Origin of the sequence: Pseudoduganella aquatica, assembly GCF_009857595.1 — a bacterium.
Lineage (GTDB): Bacteria > Pseudomonadota > Gammaproteobacteria > Burkholderiales > Burkholderiaceae_D > Rugamonas > Rugamonas aquatica_A.
In genome coordinates this window covers 13,163-34,953 of the sequence record NZ_WWCU01000018.1, presented here as the reverse complement: position 1 = coordinate 34,953, position 21,791 = coordinate 13,163, and the positions used below count along the sequence as shown (strand labels likewise).

At 65.8% G+C, this 21,791-nt stretch carries 20 protein-coding genes; 9 read left to right on the top strand and 11 right to left on the bottom strand.

The window, feature by feature from the left end; genetic code table 11:
* Positions 1–63: 63 nt before the first annotated feature.
* From GTP77_RS16590 to udk (GTP77_RS16580), 3 genes are all read right to left on the bottom strand, one after another.
* Positions 64–309 (bottom strand): hypothetical protein, encoded by a 246-nt coding sequence (locus GTP77_RS16590; RefSeq protein WP_161073262.1) that lies wholly within the window; start codon positions 307–309, stop codon positions 64–66.
* Positions 310–512: 203 nt separating this feature from the next.
* Positions 513–1,205 carry a uridine kinase gene (gene udk, locus GTP77_RS16585; protein ID WP_228895281.1) on the bottom strand — a complete coding sequence of 231 codons (693 nt, stop codon included), beginning with the start codon at positions 1,203–1,205 and terminating at the stop codon, positions 513–515.
* A gap of 8 nt (positions 1,206–1,213) precedes the next feature.
* Positions 1,214–1,855, bottom strand: coding sequence for a uridine kinase (udk, locus tag GTP77_RS16580; protein ID WP_161073261.1), 642 nt, complete (start codon positions 1,853–1,855; stop codon positions 1,214–1,216).
* Between the two features lie 191 nt (positions 1,856–2,046).
* Between udk (GTP77_RS16580) and GTP77_RS16575 the strand changes: the two genes are divergently transcribed.
* Together GTP77_RS16575 and GTP77_RS16570 are read left to right on the top strand one after the other, a co-directional pair.
* Complete coding sequence (locus GTP77_RS16575) at positions 2,047–2,337, top strand: hypothetical protein (RefSeq protein WP_161073260.1); 291 nt, start codon at positions 2,047–2,049, stop codon at positions 2,335–2,337.
* Positions 2,338–2,383: 46 nt separating this feature from the next.
* The gene (locus tag GTP77_RS16570) at positions 2,384–3,073 is read left to right on the top strand and encodes a YjjG family noncanonical pyrimidine nucleotidase (protein WP_161073259.1); all 690 of its coding nucleotides are present in this window, start codon (positions 2,384–2,386) and stop codon (positions 3,071–3,073) included.
* Here the strand turns inward: GTP77_RS16570 and GTP77_RS16565 are convergent.
* Complete coding sequence (locus GTP77_RS16565; protein ID WP_161073258.1) at positions 3,025–3,660, bottom strand: acyl carrier protein phosphodiesterase; 636 nt, start codon at positions 3,658–3,660, stop codon at positions 3,025–3,027. The two genes, GTP77_RS16570 and GTP77_RS16565, sit on opposite strands and share 49 nt — an antisense overlap.
* 56 nt (positions 3,661–3,716) lie before the next feature.
* Here GTP77_RS16565 and GTP77_RS16560 point away from each other — a divergent pair, with 56 nt between their 5' ends.
* Positions 3,717–4,457, top strand: a complete 741-nt coding sequence (locus GTP77_RS16560; protein ID WP_161073257.1) for a metallophosphoesterase family protein — start codon at positions 3,717–3,719, stop codon at positions 4,455–4,457.
* 70 nt (positions 4,458–4,527) lie between these two features.
* Here the strand turns inward: GTP77_RS16560 and GTP77_RS16555 are convergent, their stop codons facing one another.
* Positions 4,528–5,322, bottom strand: coding sequence for an alpha/beta fold hydrolase (locus tag GTP77_RS16555; RefSeq protein ID WP_161073256.1), 795 nt, complete (start codon positions 5,320–5,322; stop codon positions 4,528–4,530).
* Between the two features lie 100 nt (positions 5,323–5,422).
* Here GTP77_RS16555 and GTP77_RS16550 point away from each other — a divergent pair, with 100 nt between their 5' ends.
* Positions 5,423–6,148, top strand: a complete 726-nt coding sequence (locus GTP77_RS16550; RefSeq protein WP_228895294.1) for a transporter substrate-binding domain-containing protein — start codon at positions 5,423–5,425, stop codon at positions 6,146–6,148.
* A 58-nt stretch (positions 6,149–6,206) separates the two neighbouring features.
* Here GTP77_RS16550 and GTP77_RS16545 read toward each other — a convergent pair whose 3' ends face one another.
* The 3 genes from GTP77_RS16545 to GTP77_RS16535 form a co-directional block, all read right to left on the bottom strand.
* Positions 6,207–9,185, bottom strand: a complete 2,979-nt coding sequence (locus tag GTP77_RS16545) for a TonB-dependent receptor (protein ID WP_161073255.1) — start codon at positions 9,183–9,185, stop codon at positions 6,207–6,209.
* A gap of 115 nt (positions 9,186–9,300) precedes the next feature.
* On the bottom strand, positions 9,301–11,454 hold the full coding sequence (locus tag GTP77_RS16540) for an ATP-dependent helicase (protein ID WP_161073254.1): 2,154 nt from the start codon (positions 11,452–11,454) through the stop codon (positions 9,301–9,303).
* 31 nt (positions 11,455–11,485) lie between these two features.
* On the bottom strand, positions 11,486–12,214 hold the full coding sequence (locus GTP77_RS16535) for a response regulator (RefSeq protein ID WP_161073253.1): 729 nt from the start codon (positions 12,212–12,214) through the stop codon (positions 11,486–11,488).
* 166 nt (positions 12,215–12,380) lie between these two features.
* Here GTP77_RS16535 and GTP77_RS16530 point away from each other — a divergent pair, with 166 nt between their 5' ends.
* On the top strand, positions 12,381–14,966 hold the full coding sequence (locus tag GTP77_RS16530; RefSeq protein WP_161073252.1) for an ATP-binding protein: 2,586 nt from the start codon (positions 12,381–12,383) through the stop codon (positions 14,964–14,966).
* A 162-nt stretch (positions 14,967–15,128) separates the two neighbouring features.
* Positions 15,129–16,544 carry an ATP-binding protein gene (locus tag GTP77_RS16525; protein WP_161073251.1) on the top strand — a complete coding sequence of 472 codons (1,416 nt, stop codon included), beginning with the start codon at positions 15,129–15,131 and terminating at the stop codon, positions 16,542–16,544.
* Here the strand turns inward: GTP77_RS16525 and gluQRS are convergent.
* Entirely contained in the window at positions 16,514–17,473 is a 960-nt protein-coding gene (gluQRS, locus tag GTP77_RS16520; RefSeq protein ID WP_161073250.1) for a tRNA glutamyl-Q(34) synthetase GluQRS, read from the bottom strand. The two genes, GTP77_RS16525 and gluQRS, sit on opposite strands and share 31 nt — an antisense overlap.
* 135 nt (positions 17,474–17,608) lie before the next feature.
* Between gluQRS and GTP77_RS16515 the strand changes: the two genes are divergently transcribed.
* On the top strand, positions 17,609–19,237 hold the full coding sequence (locus GTP77_RS16515; RefSeq protein ID WP_161073249.1) for a M28 family peptidase: 1,629 nt from the start codon (positions 17,609–17,611) through the stop codon (positions 19,235–19,237).
* Between the two features lie 51 nt (positions 19,238–19,288).
* Positions 19,289–20,437, top strand: a complete 1,149-nt coding sequence (locus GTP77_RS16510; RefSeq protein WP_161073248.1) for an acyltransferase family protein — start codon at positions 19,289–19,291, stop codon at positions 20,435–20,437.
* Between the two features lie 22 nt (positions 20,438–20,459).
* On the opposite strand, the gene GTP77_RS16505 is transcribed toward GTP77_RS16510, so the two are convergent.
* Positions 20,460–20,690 (bottom strand): DUF2442 domain-containing protein, encoded by a 231-nt coding sequence (locus GTP77_RS16505; protein ID WP_161073247.1) that lies wholly within the window; start codon positions 20,688–20,690, stop codon positions 20,460–20,462.
* Positions 20,691–20,701: 11 nt separating this feature from the next.
* A complete protein-coding gene (locus GTP77_RS16500) occupies positions 20,702–21,034 on the bottom strand; it encodes a DUF4160 domain-containing protein (protein ID WP_187358745.1) in 333 nt (110 codons plus the stop codon).
* Between the two features lie 94 nt (positions 21,035–21,128).
* Here GTP77_RS16500 and GTP77_RS16495 point away from each other — a divergent pair, with 94 nt between their 5' ends.
* On the top strand, positions 21,129–21,746 hold the full coding sequence (locus GTP77_RS16495) for an RDD family protein (RefSeq protein ID WP_161073246.1): 618 nt from the start codon (positions 21,129–21,131) through the stop codon (positions 21,744–21,746).
* Positions 21,747–21,791: the final 45 nt, after the last annotated feature.

Sequence of the window (21,791 nt, the reverse complement as noted above, 5' to 3'; positions counted from 1 at the left end):
AAGTCGCACACCACAAGCATCCCCAACGGATCCGAAGCCACCAATGCAATGCGCTTTCCAGCATCATGGGAAGGACAAGTCCAAACCTATCATGTTACCAAGGACGAAGGTAGCGACCCCCAGGCTCATGAGCAATAGCAAGAAGACTGCGACCACCTTGCCGCCCGCGCGCAGCACTGCGCGCTTCTCCGTCTCCTTGTCCTTCGCCTTCGTCCCTTGATCGTAATGCCACTTGATGGCGAAGAACATGCCCGTCCCGAGCACGAACACCTTGAACGCAACTAAGACTATCGGGATCCATTCCATCATTTTGAGTATTCCAGGCTGTTATTAGACACTATCCATTGTGAGGAGCACTACCTCAAAACGCCGTTTTGGCAGGAGTGATTTGCCAGAGGAATACTACACAAAAGCAATTTCCATACATCGAGACAAAATGTCCCAGTTGAAAATCATGCAAGATGGGAAATTTGACTATCTGCGGGCGCGCGCCGAAGGCGCGCGCTCCCATATTACTTCTGCTGCAACTGCCCAATAACACTCGCCACCTTGGTGGTAATCATATCGACCGCCGGCCCATTCGCGCCGTGCGGAATAATCACATCGGCATTGCGCTTGGTCGGCTCGATGAACTGCTTGTGCATCGGGCGCACCGTTTCCAGATACTGGCTGACGACGCTCTCCACCGAACGGCCGCGTTCGGTGATATCCCTTTGCATGCGGCGGATGAAGCGGATATCCGAAGCCGTGTCGACAAAAATCTTCAGCGACATCATGTCGCGCAGGTCCTCGTCATACAAGGCAAACAGGCCTTCGATCACGATGACCGGCGCCGGCTTGACCGGAATGGTGCGGTTGGAGCGGTTGTGGAGCGTGAAGTCGTACTCCGGCATCTCGATCGCCTGGCCATTGCGCAAGGCCTGCACATGCTGCACCAGCAAGGGCCATTCGAACGCCTCGGGATGGTCGTAGTTCTTCTGTGCGCGGACTTCGGGGCTGAGATGGGTTTGATCGCAATAGTAATCGTCTTGCATCACGACTGAGACCATGTCGGCGCCAAACGCGGCCAACACTTTCTGGGACACAGTGGACTTGCCACTGCCGCTACCGCCTGCGACGCCAATAATAAACGGTTGGAAGGAAATCGTATTCATGCCGAATGATACCGGAACCGCAGCCGCCCCGTCACGGGCCGGCTGATCCACGATGCGTTTCAGGGGCGCTTCAACTGCCCGATAACGCTCGCCACCTTGGTGGTAATCATGTCGACCGCCGGGCCATTTGCGCCGTGCGGAATGATGACATCGGCGTGGCGCTTGGTCGGCTCGATAAACTGCTTGTGCATCGGGCGCACCGTTTCCAGATACTGGCCGACGACGCTCTCCACCGAGCGGCCGCGCTCGGTAATGTCGCGTTGCATGCGGCGGATGAAGCGGATGTCCGAGGCGGTATCGACAAAGAGCTTCAACGACATCATGTCGCGCAAGTCCGCGTCGTACAAGGCAAACAGGCCCTCGATCACGATCACAGGGGCCGGCTTGACTGCAATGGTCCGGTCGGAACGGTTGTCGCGCGTGAAGTCGTATTCCGGCATCGCGATGGTTTCGCCATTGCGCAAGGCCTGGACGTGCTGGACCAGCAGGGGCCAGTCGAAAGCCTGCGGATGGTCGTAGTTTTGCTGGCGGCGGACTTCGGGGGTGAGATGGGTCTGGTCGCAGTAGTAGTCGTCCTGCATCACGACCGAGACCATATCCGCGCCAAACGACGCGAGCACTTGCTGGGACACCGTCGACTTGCCACTGCCGCTACCGCCGGCGACACCAATGACAAACGGTTGGAAAGAAATCTTGTTCATGCCGAATGATACCGGAACTGCGGCGGGGCTGTCAGCGGCTGCTGGCCGCCGCATTAGATTTCCCCGCGCAAACGTGCAGCGCGCCGCGCGGCGCTGCCGCTATAGTGATAACGGAACAGTGCGGGCTGGCCCTATGGCGGCGGGCTCATGCGTTATCACTGGCTATCATTTCCGGGGAATCTAGGCTCTGCATGCGATCACATATTTACCGTGGGTTTGAAATTAACTGTGCAGTAGCAAAAGCGGAAACCGGCAAGCCCAGCGCGAGATGGCACTGCACGCTGACCATACGCGCCCTCGACCAGCCTGAGCCGCTGCATTACGAAATCGAACTGAACGCCTGGACGCCGGCCGGCGCGCGCAGCTTGTGCATCCAGTACGCCAAGCAGCATGTGGACGAATCCACCGGTCCCGAGCATTATCCCGGCCAGGCGGCGCATCCGTCCTGCTCGCCGCTGAGGAAGAAGGGCGGCCAACACTAGCTGGCCATGCTACGATGCAACATTGATTCACGTTTACACGAACTCAATGAAGCATAGACTGTTCCTTTTTGACCTCGACGACACGCTGCTCGACTTCAAGGCCTCCGAAAAACTTTCCTTCACCCGCACCATGCAGGAGCTCGGCCTGAGCGACGGCATGGAGCCGCTGTTCACGCAGTACCAGGCGATTAATGTGGCGCTCTGGAAAAGCTTCGAGCGCGGCGAGGTGAGCAAGGACTTCCTGAAGGTGGAGCGCTTCCGCAGCACTTTCCAGGCGCATGGCCTTGACCTCGATCCCGAACTGGCCAGCCGCTTGTACCTGGAGTCGCTGCCGGACACGGTGGTGCTGATCGACGGCGCAACCGAGCTGTGCGAAACGCTGGCCGCAGTGGGCGAGGTGGGCATCATCACCAACGGCGTGGAGCATATCCAGAACCGCCGCATCGCCAGTTCCGGCCTGAGCCGGTACATTTCCTTCGTTTCCACATCCGAGGCCTGCGGCTACGCCAAGCCGGACGTGCGTTTCTTCGAATACGCCGCCAGGATGGCGCGCGCCGCCAGCAAGGACGATTCCGTCATCGTCGGCGACCGCCTGGATGCCGACATCCTCGGCGCGAACCGCTACGGCATCGCGAGCTGCTGGTTCAATCCCGGCCGCGTGGCGAATGACACCGAGGCGGTGCCCACTTATGAGGTGGCGAGCTTGCGCGACGTGCTGTCCTCGCTGGCGGCCTGAATCAGGCTGGCGCGCCGCTCGTCGGTAAAACGCACCAGGTCGGGGAAGAAGGCCTCGAAGCCGTCCGCAATGGCGGCATAGTGCAGGCGCAGGTCCTGCAGGCCTTCGCGCATCAGATGGCCGTTGCGGCTCAAGCGCGTGGAGATGCGCGTGACGGCCATTTCCACACCCGCCAGTTCCTCATACCCCGCCAGCCATTGCTGCTCGATGATGCGCGGCGCGATGGCTTGCAGCTTCTCCGGCAGCATGTCCATATGGGCGCGCAGCGCGTCGTGGAAGCGGGCGATCAGCTCGTGCCGGGGCATGTCGCTGTACCGGTCCCAGCGCTGCGTGAGCAGATGGTCGTAAAACACGTCGAGCACGATGCCGCCGTAGCGCCGGCGCGGGCCTTCAAACAGCTGCACCGCCGCCTTCACCGCCGGGTGGCTGTCGGTATAGCTGTCGATATAGCGGTGCAGCATGATCTCGCGCTCGATCTCCGGCGTGTACACGCCGCGCACGTCCGCCTTGGCGAAGTCGCCCAGCATGGCGCCTATCATGGCCGCGCCGCTCTGCCGGGCCAGGAAGATGTGGGCGAGGTAGTTCATGGCATCCATTGTAGCCCGCGCTATACTTTTGCGAGCGGACAGACCAGAGAGGCGATATGCGGATAGCGGCGATTTCGGACATACATGGGAACTTGTGGGCGCTGGAGGCGGTGCTGGCGGATATCGCGCGGCGCGGGGCGGATCTGACGGTGAACCTGGGCGATATCCTGTCCGGCCCCTTGCTGTCGCGCGAGACGGCGCAGCGGCTGATGACGCTGGGGCTGCCCACCATCGCGGGCAACCATGAGCGCCAGGTGCTGACGCATGATCCAGCGCGCATGGGGGCGTCCGATCTGTATGCGCATCAGCAGCTGGACGAGGACGAGCGGGCCTGGATAGGGGCGCTGCCTGCGGAGCTGCGGCTGCAGCACGAGGTGCTGCTGGTGCATGGGGTGCCGGGCAATGACCTGGTGTATTTCATGGAGACGGTGACGGAGCAGGGGCAGCGGCAGGCCACGTATGCGGAGGTGCTGGAGCGGGCCGGCGATGCGCGCGCGTCGCTGATCTTGTGCGGGCATACGCATATTCCGCGCTGCATGCGGCTCGATGATGGGCGGCTGATTGTGAATCCGGGCAGCGTGGGCTTGCAGGCGTATGAGGATGGCTATCCTTTTCCGCATGTGGCGGAGAACTTTACGCCGCATGCGCGCTATGCGCTGGTGGAGCGCACGGCGCAGGGCTGGCAGGTGGAGCACGTCGCCGTGACTTATGACTGGGAGGCGGCCGCTGCGATGGCGGAGCGTAATGGGCGGGCGGATTGGGCGATTGCGTTGAGGACGGGGCGGATGCGGGCGTAGGCGGCTGCGGCGGGTTACGCGGCTGCGCCGCTAACCCGCCCTACGCAGTGTCGCGATGCCGGTGAGGCGTTCAGGCGCTGGTGATTTCGGCGCCGGAGAGGAAGGCGGCCAGCAGCGGGTTGACCACGGCGGCGTGGGTGATGGGGGCCATGTGGCCGCCTTTGGTCTGGACGGCGGCGCCGTTGGGCAGCGCGGCGGCCAGGCGTTCGGCGACGCGGCGCGTCGATTGCGGGCTGCGCTCGCCGGACAGGACCAGCGCGGGCATGTCCAGCGCGGCCATGTCGGCCAGCGTGGCCGGTTCGCCCAGCAGGGCCTGGAAGTCCAGCTTGACCTTGGCGATCTGCGCGGCAAAGCGCAGTTGCTGCGCTTCCGGCAGCGCGTCGAAGGCGCCGGCGCGGTTCCAGTAGTCGATGAAGGTGCGCGCCGCGTCGTGCGGGCCGGTGGCGCCGTGGATGTCGGCCACCACGTTTTCAATTTCGATGCGCGCCGCGTCGTCTTCGGACAGCAGGTGGAAGGCCACCGGCTCGAACACCGCGAGCGACGTCACGCGCGCCCGCAGCTGGCGCGCCATGCGCAGCGCGGTGGCGCCGCCGTAGGAGTGGCCGACCAGGTGGAACGCTTCCGTGGGCGCCAGCTTGCCTGCGATGGCGGCGTTTACAGCGTCCACTTCGTGCGCCAGCGAGAAATTGCCTTCGCTGCCGGTGGGGAAGGGCGATTTGCCGTAGCCCAGCAGGTCGACGGCAATGAAGCGGAAGCTGGCTTCATGCTGGGCCATCAGCTCGGCCCACTGGCCTTTGGAACTCATGGAGCTGTGCAGCAGAACAACGGCGGGACGCGTGTCGGGCAGGGCGTGGGTGGTGGTCATGTGGTCTATGGCAAACGGCAAACCCGCGATTATAGCGCCTGCTGTCTCAGCTCAGCCGTTGCGGTGTAGACTAGCGTTTCTCCCACTTGCCAATTTCGTCATGAACGCTCGCGGTGCATTGCTGCTGGCCGTCTTGTCCTTGCCGCTGGCCGACGCCTGCGCGGAAGGCGCTGTCGTTGCGACCTATAACACCCGGCCGCCCTACATGGTGCCGGGCGAGGGCGGCGCGCCGTCCGGGCTGACCGGCACGCCCGCCGCTGCAGCCTTCCAGGCGGCCGGCATCGCCGTGACGTGGGCCCGGCTGCCCACCAACCGCCAGCTGGCGATGGTGAAGGATCCGCAGGCGCGCAGCTGCGCGCTGGGCTGGTTCCGCACGCCGGAGCGCGAGCGCTACGCCAAATTCACCAAGCCGATCTACCGCGACAAGGACTGGGTGCTGCTGGCGCGCGCCGATTTCAGCGTGGGCGACGACGCCACGCTGGAGGGCGTGCTGCGCCGGCCAGGCACGCGCGTGCTGGTCAAGGACAGTTATTCCTACGGTGTGCATATCGACGGGCTGATGGCGCGCATCAAGCCGGCCCTGTCCATTTCCACCGGTGCCCCGGTGCAGATGCTGCAATCGATCAGCGCCGGCCTGGCCGACTTCATGTACGTGTCCGACGACGAGGCGCGCTACCTGCTGGCGCACGGCGGCGAGCATGCGAAGAAGCTGCGCGTGCTGCGGCTGAGGGATATGCCGCGCGGCAGCGAGCGCCACATCATGTGCGGCATGGGCGTGCCGGACGAGGTGATCACCCGGCTGAACCAGGCCATTACCTTCAAATAGCGCCGCCCAATAAAAAAAGCCTGGGCTTGTGGCCCAGGCTCTTCATCCGCAGTGCTGCTTAGAACTTGTACTTCAGGTTCAGATAGAACTGGCGGCCGGAAACGTCGACCTTCTGCTGTTCTTCTTCACTGTAGCGGTACTGCGCGCGCACCTGGTTCAGCAGGTTGGTTGCGTCGAACGATACTTGCCAGTTCTTGGCGAAGGTGTAGTTGGCCGAGAAGGCCAGGGTGGTCACGCCGGCTGCCATGGTTGGAGCGGTCGGCATGGCCACGCCGTTGATCACGGACAGGCCCTGGCTGTTGGCGGTAGGCGACGGCGCGGTGCTGCTGTTCACGTACTTGCCGCGGTAGTTGGCCACCAAACGGGTGCTGAACACGTCGTTCTCGAAGTAGGCGCCCAGGTTGCCGGCCCATTCGGACGCGCCCACCATCGGACGGCCGTCGTCCACCTTGGTCTTGGCGCGGCTGACGTTGCTCTGGAAGCCGAAGCTGCCCCACAGCGGCTGCTCATACGACAGTTCGATGCCGCTGATCTTGGCGCCCTGCTGGCCGGACGAGTTGATCGAGAAGGTTTTCACCTGCGTGTCGCGCGGGTCGATCAGCTGGACGGTGGCGCCGGTCGGGTTGCCGCCGGTTTTCACGTAGCCGTCGATCTTGGAGTGGAACACGTTGACCGATACCAGCGAGCGTGGTTTGAAGTACCAGGCCCAGGACAGGTCCAGATTGTCCGAGGTGAGCGGCTTCAGGTCCGGGTTCGGACCGGTCACTGCGCAGCCGGAGGCGTCGCAGGTCGGCGTGCCGAAGCCGCTGCCCAGGACGTTGTAGTTCTGGCGGCCAATGGTGCGGCTGGCGCCGAAGCGGGCGATCATGTCCTTCTGCAGCTCGTAGCGAAGGTTCAGGCTGGGCAGCAGGTTGTTGAAGCTGCGGTCGGTAGCCGTCTTGTAGTACAGGATGCCGCTCTTGGGATTGAACGGTACGCCGTCGTAATACGACTGCGCCTCGCCGGCGGTGGTGATGGCGCCGGGGAAGGCCGCGCAGGTGGTGGCAGGCTTGCCCGGTTCGGTGCGGTCGCAGGCGCCGGCCGGAATTGGGGTGGGGATCTGCGCGTTGATCTGCGTGCGTACCCAGCGCAGGCCGAGATTGCCGGACCAGCGTTCGCCTTCCAGGTTGCCCATCAGGTAGGCCGAGGTCTGGCGTTCGCGCATGTTGATCTCGGTCGACACGCGGCGTTCCCATTCCGGCGTGGTGGTCTTGGTGTTGGCCGCCATATAGGCTTTCAGCGCTTCCGGCGTGAAGCTGAAGCCGGTGTTGTCCCAGCTGCCTCCGCCCAGATCGCTGCCGAAGTCGCCAGGGTAGGGGATCACGCCGCTGCCCGACGGTTCGGCCAGGGACGAGTTTTTGAAGGCGGGGCTCCAGCGGCCGCTCTGGCGCTTGTGGTCGGCAAAGCGCACGCCCGATTCCAGCGATTGCAATATGCCCTTGTCCAGTTTGTATTCGGCGTCCAGCTGGCCGCTGCTTTCCTTGTCCACCGTGCGGATGCCGGAAATCGTGCGGCCCACCAGCTTGTAGCCGCTGCCGTCCGGGTTCAGGCCGACGGTGTTGCTGCCGGCGCCGATGTAGTGGGAGTCGGGCGCGTCCTTCAGCCCGTTCAGGGCGTAGGAAATACCGGTGCCGTAGCGGGCATAGGTCAGGCCCTGGTCGCCCTTGGTGGTGCCCACGCCGCGCGTGATGCTGAGCAAGGACTTGATGGTCAGGTCGTCGTTGACGCGGTATTTGGCGTCCAGGTCCAGAAAGCCGCTGGTGGCTTTGGCGCCTTCGCGGAAGAAGCCTTCCGAGTTGCCTACGTACTGGGGCGTGGTGCCGGCCGGGTAGACAATGTCGGCGCTCTTGAGCACGCGCAGCTGCTGGCCGTACATCGTGGTTTCCGTGACAATGACCGGGTTGCGGATCTGGGCGTACACGCGCTGGCCGTTGGAGTTGGTGTTGGCGGCGGATGCCGTCACGCCGCCCAACGGATCGTTTTTGCCCAGCAGCATGCTGTACATGGCGCCGGAGGTCAGGCGGCCGTTGTTCTCCGCCTTCATCTCCGAGTAGAAGCCGGTGGCGGTCACGTCCAGGTCTTTGTTGGGACGGAATTGCAGCGACAGCATGCCGCCCGCGCGGTCGCGCACGCCCTCAACGAATTCCGAGCTCATCGAGCCGGGCATGCGCACGCCGTTCAGGTCGGCCGCTTTCAGGCCGGTGCCGGCCAGCGAGGCGTCGGTAATGCCCAGCATGGTGCTGGTGTTGATCACGTCCCAGCCGCTGCTGGCGCCATAGGCGAAGCGCGACACGGAATCGCGGCGGCTGTAGCGTTTTTCCTTGAAGACCTGGGTGATCACGCCGAAGGTGTTGTCCTCGTTCTTCCAGTTGAAGGTGGCGTTCAGGTCGGGCGAGGTCTTGTCGGGCAGCTGGGCGTAGGTCAGGCCGGCGCGGATCACGCCGCCGAAGCTGTTTTTCTCGTTCAGCGGCTTGCGGGTGGTCACGTTGATGGTGCCGGCCATGCCGCCGTCGACGATGTTGGCCTGCGAGGTCTTGTAGACGATGGCCTGGTTCAGCACCGAGGACGGCATCAGCGACAGGCTGGTGCTGCGGCTGCTGGAGCCCTGGTCGGCCACGTACCAGTCGCCGCCGGAGACGGTGTGGCCGTTGAACAGGATGAGCGACATGTCCGGGTTGGTGCCGCGCATGGACACTTTCTCGGCTTCGTCGTAGTCGGTACGCACGGCCACACCGGCCAGGCGCTGCAGCGAGTCGGCCAGGTTCTTGTCCGGCATCTTGCCCACGTCTTCGGCGGTGATCACCTCCACGTTGGCGCTGGCGTCTTTTTTCACGCTGAGCGACTTGGCCAGCGAGGCACGGATGCCGGACACTTCGACTTTTTGCACGCTGGCGTCCTCAGCCGGCTGTGCCGCCTGCTGCTGTGCCCACGTTGGCGCCGCCATGGCGCACAGTGCGATCGAAATGGCTGCCGCGACCGGTTTCTTCTTCAAATTCATGCCGTGCTCTCCCTGTTGAAATTGGTATGCAATTGGCAGTATTGATGAACGGCAGCGGGCTGAATAATGAGTTCTGTTGCTGGAACTATAACCTTGAGGAATGAGCAGTCCGGAATCAGCTGCGCAGCCAGCGGCTGAACGGGGCCAGGTCGCCCCCCGGTTCCACATACCACGCCTTGCGGGACCAGTCGAACTTGGCGCCCAGCGCCTTCACTTGCTGGGCCTCGTGGATGGTGGCGCTCAGATAATATCGGGCCGGGATTTGTTGTTGAACAGCCTCACTGTTGCGGTTGATGGCCTGTTCGGCGGCCGCTGCGGTGGCGGCCAGGCGCATGCGGGCCAGGTAGGGGCTGCGCTGCGCCGCCTCGGACGGGGACAGCAGCGTGAGGCGCGCCTTGGCACGGGTGGCGGCCACGTAGAACAGGTTTTCCTCCTCGCCGCCGGCGAACATGGGGCTGGGGAACTCGCCCGCCTCCAGGAAGGGCAGGATCACGTGCTCGAACTCCTTGCCCTTGGCGTTGCCGGCGCAGTCCAGGGTGACGTAGTCTTTTTCGCGCTTGCGGCTGGCGAAGGCTTCGGCCGCGTTCAGGGTTTGCCAGAACTCGGCCAGGGTCTGGCCGGAGTGCTCGGCAAAGGCGATGAAGCCCGCCACCGATTTCGATACCACGCTGGCCTCGTAGGGGCGCACGAAGATGCGCTTGGCGGCCTGCTCCAGGTTGATCTGGCCGCAGATGGCGCGCAGCGCCTCGGCCGCGTTGACGGCCGGGTCCAGGCCGGCCGCGTACTGGATGGCGGCGGCCATCACGCTGCCGCCGGCGCTGCGGGCGGGATCCCCGTAGCCGTCGCCGCCGTTGATGTAGAGCGTGTAGAAGTCGCCCAGCAGCGAAGGCGTGCGCGCCACTTCGCGCTTGGCCATCTCGAGCCGCTCCGGCGCCAGCTGCACTTCGCCGAACACGGCCAGCGCCTCCACCATGGCGGCGCGCACCTCCAGCGACTTCACCGCCTCCAGGTCGCGCAGCGCGATGGCCAGCATGCCGCGCAGGAACAGGATCTCGTCGCGCTGCAGATAGCCCGCCATGGCGGGCGTGCGGTAGCCTATTTTCGCCTTCAGCAGCGCGTTCTCCACGGCGATGGACTGGTGCCGGTCGCGCAGCAGGATGGCGCAGCCTTCCAGCGGGTAGCCGTCGCGCTTCCAGGCCTTGATGGCGGCAATGACCTGCTCGCCGCAGCCGTCGGCGTCGGTGTAGTGCAGCTGCCGGATTTCCGTGTGCAGCGGCAGGCTCGATTCCACCGGCTTGTTCTTGAACTCTTGCATGGCGTAGGCCAGGTGCGGGCCGTGGCGGTAGGTGTAGGTCAGCGGGTAGTGCTTCAGGGACGGATACAGGCGGGCGAAGCGGTGCTCGAGGAATTCCTGGCTGGCGCCCAGCTTGGTGTAGATCACCTGGTCCTTGTCGCCCGCGCCGACGAAATAGCAGTCCGGCCGCGCCAGCAGCGCGTTCAGGATGCGGAAGGCGGCTTCGTTCAGGTCGTGCAGCTCGTCGCACACCACCACGCGGTAGCCGGGCAGGGCCTGCGCGGACTCGGCGGATTGCGACAACTGGCAGGCCAGGTCGTAGGTGGCGTCGAACGGTCCCCGGAACTGCGCGCCGTCGTCGCCGCCCAGGCGCATGGTTTCGTACTCGCGCGTGGCCAGGTAGTCGGTCAGCGGCACTTTCAGCAGCTCGGCCGCTTCCTCCAGCTCCATGTATTCCAGGTCCGCGTCCAGCGCCATGGTGGCTTTCAGCGTGAGCTGGAAGTCCAGGAATTGCGACAGCGCAATGTTGTGGGTGCGGATGTCGAGGTACTCCACCTGGCCGGTGTAGCGCTCGCTCACGCGCTCGAGCGCGTGCAGCACGTAGGGCTTGAGCTGGCGCGCCTGCGGCAGGCGCTCGGCGGCGCCGCTGCCGCTTTGCGCCAGCATGCGCGCGGCGAAATCCTCGAAGGTGGCCACGTCCACGCGCGAGGCGGCGGCGTAGGGTATGCCGATGTCGAGCAGGCGCTGGCGCATCACATCGCGCGCTTCGGGCGTGAACACCAGCGCCAGGATCTGCTCGGGCGGCAGCTTGCGCGCCAGCGCTTCGCCTATGCGCAGGGCCAGCGTGGTGGTCTTGGCGGCGCCGGCGTTGGCATCGATCAGCACCACCTTGTTCTGGGCCAGCTGGATGGCGGTCTGTTCCGGGGTGCGTATCAGGCCTTGCGGGGTGAAGCGGGGCGGGTTGGATTCGGTCATGGCCGCAGTATACAGGCAGATGCGCCTCCCTCTAGCGCACCGCCTCCACCTCGGCGGTGAAGCGGTAGCCGGCGCCGCGCTCGGTGCGGATGAAGGGCGGGCCGTTGCCCGGCTGCGGCTCCAGCTTTTTGCGCAGGCGGCCGACCTGGACATCGACCGCGCGGTCGTACACCTCGTCGTTATGCATGCGCGACATGTCCAGCAGCTGCTCGCGCGACAGGATGCGCTGCGGCGCGGCCAGGAAGGCGGCCAGCAGGTTGAATTCGTTGTTGGTCAGCGCCACCGGCGCGCCGGTGGGCGTGGTCAGCTTGCGCAGGCGCACGTTCAGCACCCAGCCGCCGAAACGGTAGGCGCGCACCCGCGCCAGGGCGTCGGCCACCGATTCCTGCGCGCGCGAGCGGCGCAGCAGCGCGCGGATGCGGGCCAGCAGTTCGCGCGGCGAGAAGGGCTTGGTCAGGTAGTCGTCGGCGCCCAGTTCCAGCCCCATCACGCGGTCCGCCTCGTCGTTGCGGCCGGTGAGCATGATGATGGGCAGGTTGGAGTCGTCGCGCAGGCGGCGCGCGATCTGCATGCCGTCCTCGCCGGGCAGTTTCAGGTCCAGGATCAGCAGGTCGACGACGTCTTCGGCCATCACGCGGTCCACGCCGCGCCCGTCGGGCAGGGCGGTGGTGCGGATGTCGTTGTCGCCGAGGTAGTCGACGATCATCTGGCGCACGCCTTCATCATCATCCACTACCAGCACATGCACATCGCCTGACATTGTTCTTCCCTGGAAAACCGGCATACCGCCGAGGTGAGATTGTAACAGAATTGTAACAACCGGCTTTCGTGTCAATTGAAATATTGGGTGTTCCGCACGCCATACTGCCGCTTTGACGGCGGCGCATAACTGTGACACAGTTAAACCCCGCTTTCCGCTCCCCAATATGGACCGCCAGATTCCCAACGCGCCCGCGCCCGACGCCGCATCCGACCCCCTGCTCGGCGCCAGCCTGGCGCACGTGCTGGCCGCGCATGGCGTGCCGGCCAGCCTGGTCGAGGCGGTGCAGACGCTGGAGCGGGCGCGCGCCGCCGCCGAGCGCAACGAGCGCCTGCTGTCCGGCGAAAAATCGCTGCTGGAGATGATCGCGCGCGGCGAGCCGCTGTGCGGCATCCTGGACACCTGCTGCCGTTTGTTCGACGCGGTGGCGGGCGACGCGGTCAGCTCGCTGCTGGTGATGGACGAAGACGGCATGCTGCTGCGTCCCGGCTCGGCGCCCAATATGCCGCCCGGCTTCATGCTGGCGCTGGAGGGCTCGGTGCTGGTGGGGCCGGGCGAGGGTTCCTGCGGCACGGCGGCCTGGCGCCGCGAGCCGGTCTTCGTGGCCGACATCGCCAGCGACCCGCTGTGGGACAAATACCGCCGCCTGCCGCTGGAATACGGCCTGCGCGCCTGCTGGTCCATGCCCATCTTCGCCAGCGGCGGCAAGGTGCTGGGCACTTTCGGCGTGTATTCGCACCTGGCGCTGCCGCCCAGCGTGCTGCAGCAGAGCATGATCGCGCGCTTCTCGCACCTGGCCGGCATCGTCATCGAGCGCAGCATGTCGATGGCGGCGCTGCGCCGTTCGGAGGAGCGTTTCGAGCTGGCCGTAAACGCGGCGGGCGACGGCCATATCGACTGGGTGGTGGCCACCGACACCTTCTACGCCTCGCCGCGCTACCTTGAGCTGTGCGGCCTGCCGCCGGACACGGTGTTCAGCGGCCGCGCCGACTTCCTGGCGCGCTTCCCCTGCCACCCGGAGGACAGGCAGCGCATGATAGACCAGCTGTCCGGGCATTTCGCCGGCAGCGCCATCCGGCTGCAGCTGGAGCTGCGCATCGTGGTGGACGGCGAAGTGCGCTGGCTGAAACTGACCGGCATGTGTTCGCGCGACCCGCAGGGCCGCCTGCTGCGCTGGAACGCCGCCATCACCGACGTGACGGACCGCACCCGCACCGAGATGGCGCTGCGCGCGTCCGAGCAGCGCTACGCCCTGGCCATGAGCGCCGCCGGCGAGGGCCACTGGGACTGGGACATCCTCAAGGACGAGTTCTACGGCTCGCCGCGCATGCTGGAGCTGTACGGCTTCGCGCCCGACACGGTGTTCGCCGGGCGCGCCGATTTCCTGGCGCGTTTCCCCTTCTACCCGGAGGACAAGCCGAAATGGGAAAAGGCGGCGGCCGAGCATTTCGCCGGCCGCAGCGCGCGCTTCGACCTGGAGATCCGCATGCTGCCGCGCGGCGAGCTGCGCTGGATACACCTGACCGGCATGTGCCAGCGCGACGCGGCCGGCACGCCGGTGCGCTGGACCGGCGCCGTCAGCGACGTGACCGAGCGCCACCGCCTGGAGGAGCAGCTGCGGCTGGCGCAGCGCCTGGAGGCGATGGGCACGCTGGCGGGCGGCATCGCGCACGACTTCAACAACATCCTCGCCGCCATACTCGGCTACGGCGAAATGGCCCTGCGCGACGCGGCCGAAGGCAGCCGTTTGCGGCGCGACGTGGGGCACATCGTGGCGGCGGGCGAGCGCGGGCGGGCGCTGGTGGACCGCATCCTGGCTTTCAGCCGGGGCGGCATGGGGGAACGCGAGGCGGTGCACGTGGAGGCGGTGGCGCGCGAGGCGCTGGACCAGCTGGCGGCCAAGCTGCCGCCCGGCGTGCGGGTGAGCGCCTGCCTGCAGGCCGGCCGCGCGGCCATCCTGGGCGACTGTACCCAGGTGCACCAGGTGCTCAGCAACCTGATGCTGAACGGCGTGCAGGCCATGACGGGCGGCGGCGTGCTGCGGGTGGTGCTGGAAACGCGCAGCATGAGCGCGCCTTCCTTTGCCACCATAGGCAGCGTGGCGGCGGCCGATCATATCGTGCTGACTGTCAGCGACAGCGGCGCCGGCATTCCCGCCGCCATCCTGGGGCGGATATTCGATCCCTTCTTCACCACCAAGGACGCGGGCGTGGGCACCGGGCTGGGGCTGTCGCTGGTGCACGCTATCGTGACCGAGCTGGGCGGCGCAGTGAGCGTGGCCAGCAGCGAAGGCGAGGGCAGCACCTTCACGGTCTTCCTGCCGCGCTGCGGCGACGTGGCGGCCAGCGGCGCGGACGCGGCGCCGGACCTGCCGCCGCGCGGCCAGGGCCAGCGCGTGCTGGTGGTGGACGACGAAGAGGCGCTGGCCCGCCTGGCCGGCGCCATGCTCGATGACCTGGGCTATGAGCACGCGGCGTTCACCTCGCCGGCGCAGGCGCTGGCGGCGTTTGCGGCGGCGCCGGAGCGCTACGACGCCGTCATTACCGACGAGCGCATGCCCGGCATGACGGGCTCGGAACTGATACGCGCGCTGCGCGGCGTGCGCGCAGGCATCCCGGTGGTGCTGGCCAGCGGCTACCTGGGCGCGGCGCTGGCCCAGCAGGGCGGCGCGGGCGGGGTGCTGCGCAAGCCGTATTCCATGATGGAGCTGGCGCACGCGCTAGCGCAGGTGTTCCGCCCACGTGTCAATTGACACATTGGAGTGCATTCACGTCATGCCGGAGACACGCGTAGCTGGCATACTGCAAGCTCAAACCGTATCGCGTCATAAGAGGACTGTATGTTTTACGACGCCACAGAAGCAGGCGAACCGGTGTTGGCCTTCAATTCGTTCCGTTTTTTTCCGGCGCGCCGCATGCTCTATGAGGACGACCGCCCGCTGCGCCTGGGCAGCCGCGCCATCGACATCCTGCACATGCTGCTCGAACGCGCCGGCGAAACCGTCACCAAGGACCAGCTGATCGCGCGCGCCTGGCCCAACACCGTGGTCGAGGAAGGCAATCTGCGCGTGCACGTGGCCGCGCTGCGCAAGACGCTGGGCGAGCGGCATATCGAGAACGTGGTGGGGCGCGGCTATTGCTTCATCACCCCGGTGGTGCGGCGCGCCGCCGAAACGCCCGCCGCCTCTGCCGGCGCCGACGGCGGCGGCGCCGCGAACCTGGTCTATCTGCCGCAGAGCGACGGCCTGCCGCCTTGCGCCACCCGCATCTTCGGCCGCGAGCAGACGGTGGCGGCGCTGCAGCGGCAGCTGTCCGAGAGGCGCTTCGTCACCATCGTCGGCACCGGCGGCATGGGCAAGACCACGGCGGCGCTGGCGGCGGCCGAGCGCATGCAGACCCATTGGCGGCAAGGCACGGTGTTCGTCGACCTGGCTTCGCTGACGCGTGCCGACCAGGTGCCGCAGGCGCTGGCTGCGGCGCTGGTGATGGAGCATCCGGCGGCCAAGAGCATGGCCGCCATCGTGGCCGCGCTGCAAGGCCACCACCTGCTGCTGATACTGGACAGCTGCGAGCATGTGCTGGAAGCCGTTTCGATGCTGGCCGAGCAGGTGCTGCACGGCGCGCCCGGCGTGCGCCTGCTGGCCACCAGCCGCGAGCCGCTGCGCGCGGAGGGCGAGTGGGTGCACCGCCTGCCCGCGCTGGAGCTGCCGCCCGAGCCGGAGCCGGATGCGCCGCCGCTGACAATGGCGCAAGCCATGGTCTATCCCTCGGTGCAGCTGTTCGCCGAGCGCGTGCAGGCCAGCGCCGCCGGGCTGGCGCTGGGAGACGCCGAAGCGCCGCAGATCGCGGACATCTGCCGCCGCCTGGACGGCATACCGCTGGCGATAGAACTGGCCGCCGCGCGCGTGGAGCTGCTGGGCATGCGCGGCCTGATGGCGCGGCTGGACGACTGCTGCTATCTGCTCAAGGGCGGGCGGCGCACGGCCAAGGTAAGGCACCGCACGCTGGAGGCGACGCTGGACTGGAGCTACGCGCTGCTGGGCGAAGGCGAGCGCAATATGCTGCACCGGCTGTCGGTGTTCCGGCGCCGCTTTTCGCTGGAGGAGGCGCTGAGCATGGGCGCGGACGGCAGGGAAGGGCTGGAGGAGGCGATGGACGCGCTATCCAGCCTGGTGAGCAAGTCCATGCTCGCCACGGTGGCCGACACCGGCGCGGCGCGCTACCGCATGCTGGAAACCACGCGCAGCTACGCGGCCTCCAAGCTGGCCGAAAGCGGCGAGCATGACACGGTCCTGGCGCACTACGTGGCGCTGCGCGGTCCGGAACTCTGATCCTTCGCCGCCAGCAAACGCTCCCAGGCGGGTACCGCCGCGCGCCAGAATGCCTCCACGCTGTCGGCCTGCAGATTCAGGCCCAGGAAGCGCGCCGCAGGCAGCAGCGCCGACTCCAGCAGCTGCGCCACCGGCGCGCCATTGTCGAAAGCCTGCGCGCCGGTCTGCTTGGACAGCTTTTCGCCGTCCGCGTTGGCCACCACCGGCACGTGCAGGTAGCGCGGCTGCGGCAGGCCGAGCAGCGCCTGCAGGTAGAGCTGGCGCGGCGTTGAGTCAAGCAGGTCCGCGCCGCGCACGATGTCGGTGACGCCTTGCGCGCCGTCGTCCACCACCACCGCCAGCTGGTAGGCCCAGAAGCCGTCGGCGCGGCGTATCACGAAGTCGCCCACCTCGGCGGCCAGGTCCTGGCAAACCTTGCCGTGCCAGCGGTCGTGAAAGCAGATTACGCGGTCCGGCGATGGCGCCGTGCGCAGCGGTGTTTTCAAGCGCACCGCGCGCGCCGCCTTGCCCGGCGCCAGGCCGTTGCGGCAGGTGCCCGGATAGACCAGTGCCGAGGAGGCCTGGCCCAGGCGCAGCTGCGAATCGTGGATCTCCTTGCGCGAACAGGAACAGGGATAGACCGCGCCCGCATCGCCCAGCTGCGCCAGCGCCGCCTCGTACAGGTCCGTGCGCAGGGTTTGCCACGTCACCTCGCCGTCCCACTGCATGCCGCAGCGTTGCAGCGACGCCAGGATGTGCTGATCCACGCCCGCCACGTTGCGGTCGCGGTCCAGGTCTTCAATGCGCACCAGCCAGCGGCCCTGGTGGACCTTGGCGTCCAGATAGCTGGCCATGGCCGCCACCAGTGAACCGAGGTGCAATGGGCCGGTGGGCGAGGGCGCAAATCGGCCGATGTAGGGGCCGATGTAGGGGGGGAGTGCTGACGTCATGTGAAAAGTATCCCCGACCGGCGCGGTGCGCGTCAACCGCCGCTTGCTGCAGCGCGCAATGGACAAGCAGGGAAGTTCGCATACAATGCTCGGCGCAGCAATGCGGCTGCCTACCCCGACTTCTTACCAGACCCTATGCAGAAACTGTTCTCGTCCGTTCTTGCCGCCAGCCTCGTGCTCGCCTTCCCCGTCCACGCGGCAGCGCCCAAACCCGCCCAGCAAAAGCAGCCCAAAGTACAGGAGGCGCCATTGCGCGCCCACCTGGCTTTCCTGTCCAGCGACCTGCTGGAAGGGCGCGGCACCGGCCAGCGCGGCGGCGACCTGACCGTGGCCTACCTGGAGACGCAGGCGCTGGCCGCCGGGCTGAAGCCGGTGTCCGGCAAGACCTTCCGCCAGGCGGTGCAGATCGCGGGCGTGAAGTCTCTGCCGGCCGACAGCTCGCTGCGCCTGGAAGCGAACGGTGCCGCGCTGCCTGCCTCCTTCGGCAAGGACTGGGTGTGGGCGCCGGGCGATGCGCAAGCCGCGCACAGCCTGGACGCGGAGCTGGTCTTCGTCGGCTACGGCACCACCGCGCCGGAGGAAGGCTGGAACGATTTCAAGGGCCAGGACCTGAAAGGCAAAGTGCTGGTCATGATGGTGAACGACCCGCAGCCGACCACCGCCCAGCCCGACCGCTTCGGCGGCAAGGCGCTGACCTACTACGGCCGCTGGACCTACAAGTTTGAAGAAGCGGCGCGCCAGGGCGCAGCCGGCGTGCTGCTGATCCACACCACGCCGAGCGCGTCGTATGGCTGGAGCGTGATCCAGAACAGCTGGGACAATGTGGAACGCTTCCAGCTGGCGCAAGGCGCCGTTGGCACCGGCCTGCAAGGCTGGCTGACCGACAACACCGCGCGCGCCCTGTTCAAGGCCGCCGGCCAGGACCTGGACGCGCTGCGCGCCGCCGCCGAAAGCAAGGACTTCCAGCCGGTGCCGCTGAAAGCCAAGGTGGCCGGTGAGATGAAGGCCGCCGTGCGCCGCATCGAGCAGTTCAACGTGGCCGGCGTGGTGCCTGGCACCGATCCCAAGCTGAAAGACGAAGTGGTGATCTACAGCGCGCACTGGGACCACCTGGGCAAGCAGGGCACCGATGGCGACACGATATTCAACGGCGCGGTCGACAACGCCTCCGGCAGCGCCGCGCTGCTGGCCATGGCCAAGGAGGCCTCGCTCAATCCGGCCAAGCGCAGCCAGATGTTCCTGTGGGTGGCCGCCGAGGAGCAGGGCCTGCTGGGCAGCGAAGCCTACGCCACCGCGCCGTTGTGGCCGCTGGCCAAGACGGCCGCCAACCTGAACCTGGACAGCCTGAACTTCATCGGCGTCACGCGCGACATCGGCGCCAAGGGCAGCGAGCGCACCGACCTGGGCAAGATGGCCGAAGCCACTGCCAAGGCCATGAAGATGGTGATCGCCGAAGCCAGGCCGGACCTGTCGGGCGGCTACTTCCGCAGCGACCATTTCAGCTTCGCCAAGGTGGGCGTGCCGGCGTTCTCCATCACCTCGGGCAGCGACTACCTGGGCGACAAGGAGGCTGCGAAAGCCAAGGCCGCCGCGTACAGCAAGCGCTACCACCAGGTGTCGGATGAATACGATCCGAGCTGGGACCTGGCCGGCATGACGCAGCACGCCCAGTTCGCGCTCAACCTGGGCCGCATGGTGGCGGACGCGCCGAAGATGCCCGACTGGAAAGCCGGCGACGCCTTCGGCAAAGCCCGCGCCAAGTAAAGCCCTCCAGCCGCCTCCGGGCGGCTTTTCTTTTGCGACGACAGACAGCACATGACATCAACCCGCCTGACCTCACTTGACGCTTTCCGCGGCTTCACCATCGCCAGCATGCTGCTGGTGAATAATCCCGGCGACTGGAGCAATCTGTATTCCCAGCTCGCGCACGCGCACTGGAACGGCTGGACCTTCACCGACTGGATCTTCCCCTTCTTCCTGTTCATCGGCGGCATCTCGATGGCGTTCTCGCTGGGCCGCGCGGCCGACGCGGGCGCGGACAAGGGCGCCTTGCTGCGCAAGCTGTTCAAGCGCGCGCTGCTGATTTTCCTGATCGGCTTCCTGCTCAACTACATTCCGCGCTTCGACCTGGCCAGCGTGCGCATCCCCGGCGTGCTGCAGCGGATCGCGCTGTGCACCATGCTGGCGGCGCCGCTGGTGGTCTACTTCAACTGGCGGCAAATCATCTGGTGGATAGCCGGCCTGCTGGCGTTCTACAGCGCGGTGATGCTGCTGGTGCCGGTGCCGGACGTGAACGGCGTGGTGGCCGCCGGCGTGCTGGAGCCGGGCCGCGACTTCGGCGCCTGGCTGGACCGCCAGTTCCTGAGCGGCCATATGTGGGTGCAATCGAAAACCTGGGACCCGGAAGGGCTGTTCACCACCATCCCCGCGCTGTGCAGCCAGCTGATCGGCGTGCTGGCCGGGCGCTGGCTGATGTCCGGTCGCGAACGCAGCGAGCAGACCGCGTGGATGATGCTGGCCGGCCTGGCGCTGCTGCTGGCGGGCGCCATGCTGGACGTGGTGCTTATGCCGATCAACAAGAGCTTGTGGACCACTTCCTATTGCCTGTTCATCAGCGGCTGGGCGCTGCTGATGTTCTCGGTATTCTACTGGCTGCTGGACGCCACCCCCTCGCGGTGGCTGCGCGCGAAGGCGCAAAGCGGATCGGCGTTCTTCATCATCTACGGCATGAACGCGCTGTTCATTTTCGCCTTGTCCGGCCTGGTGGCCAAAATGCTGGGCTTCATCAAGTTCGCGCAGGAAGACGGCACGCAGCGCTCGCTGGGCGCCCTGCTGTACGCGCCCATCAAGGCGCTGCCCTTGCAGCCGCAAGCGGCCTCGCTGCTGCACGCGCTGCTGTTCAACGCCGTCATGTTCGGCGTGGCCTGGCTCATGTGGCGCAAGCGCTGGTTCGTGAAAGTGTGATGGAGCGAGGCCGCTGGTGCGGCTATCTGGATTCCAGATACAGGGTCTCCGGCGCCATATCGATAGCGTCCGACCACGCTACGGTGCCGCCTTCAATGTAGACATGGGCAAATAGCTGTTTATCCAACAGCGGGCGATAAACGGCGTAATCCAGGTAAGCCTGCATATCGAAGGTCTTGCTTTCGCCATTTGCAAATTTCAGCGACAAACGATAGTTCGGCAATGGTGCGACGGCGACAATGGCTGGCAGCATGGATACCTACCTTACAGAGGTGCTATTGGAAAGATCTGTTCGCCTTTCACGGCGTGGGTCCAATTCTTCATCAATTCCTGTTCATGAAGTTTAATCCATTTTTGAAGCTGGCCGAGGCGCTTTGTTTCGAGTTTTCCATCGATTAAGCGACCTGATGGAATCAGGATGACACTATGTTTCTCCTGATGCTGAACGTGAATGTGCGGTTCATTGTGATGCTTGGTGTCCAGAAAATACATGCGAATAATCATCCCGCAAAATTTGGAGATAGTGGGCACGCAGCCTCCTTGGATAGATTCTCCATTTTCCGGCTCAGTGTCAGCTGGGGCCTTGCTCTGCGTCATAGATCAGTTGTTTTGGTGGGGCGCCTTGCCATAGTTGTCAGAATGAAATATTCAGACGATAATATTTATTCTTTAATTTCAGGCGCCCGTTCTCATGGAAAGCACCAATCCCTACCAAACTCCGCAAACTGTTTTTGATGGAACCGATGCCGGCCCGGCTTCGGGCGAGCTGCAGTACGCGGGCTTCTGGCGACGCTTTGGCGCGTTCTGGCTGGATGCGCTGTGCTTGCTGCCGCTGACCGGCATCGTGCTCTTCCTCAGCACCAAGACGCGCTATTTCCATGCGCTGTGGCTGGTGCCGGGCTTGCTGTTCGGCCTGTGGTTCAACGTCTACCTGCTGAAGCGCTACGGCGGCACGCCGGGCAAACTGATGATGAAGATCCGCGTGGCGATGGTGGACGGCGCTGCGGTGACCGGCAAGGCGGCCATGCTGCGCTATTCGGTGATGTTTGCGCTGAGCGCGCTGGCGTCGGTGGCGCTGGCGATGGCCGCGCTGGCGATGGGGGATGATTTGTACTTGTCGCTCGGCTTCATGGGCATGAACACCGCGCTGGTGGAGCAGGCGCCGCTGTGGTACCCGCCCGTGAACACGGCCTTGCAGATCTGGATCTGGGGCGAGTTCATCACCATGCTGTTCAACAAGCGCCGCCGCGCCGTGCACGACTACATGGCCGGCACGGTGGTGCTGCGCAACCCTGCAAGCGCACAGTGATCGCGCAGGGCGGGTTAGCGGGCCTTGCCCGCGTAACCCGCCGGC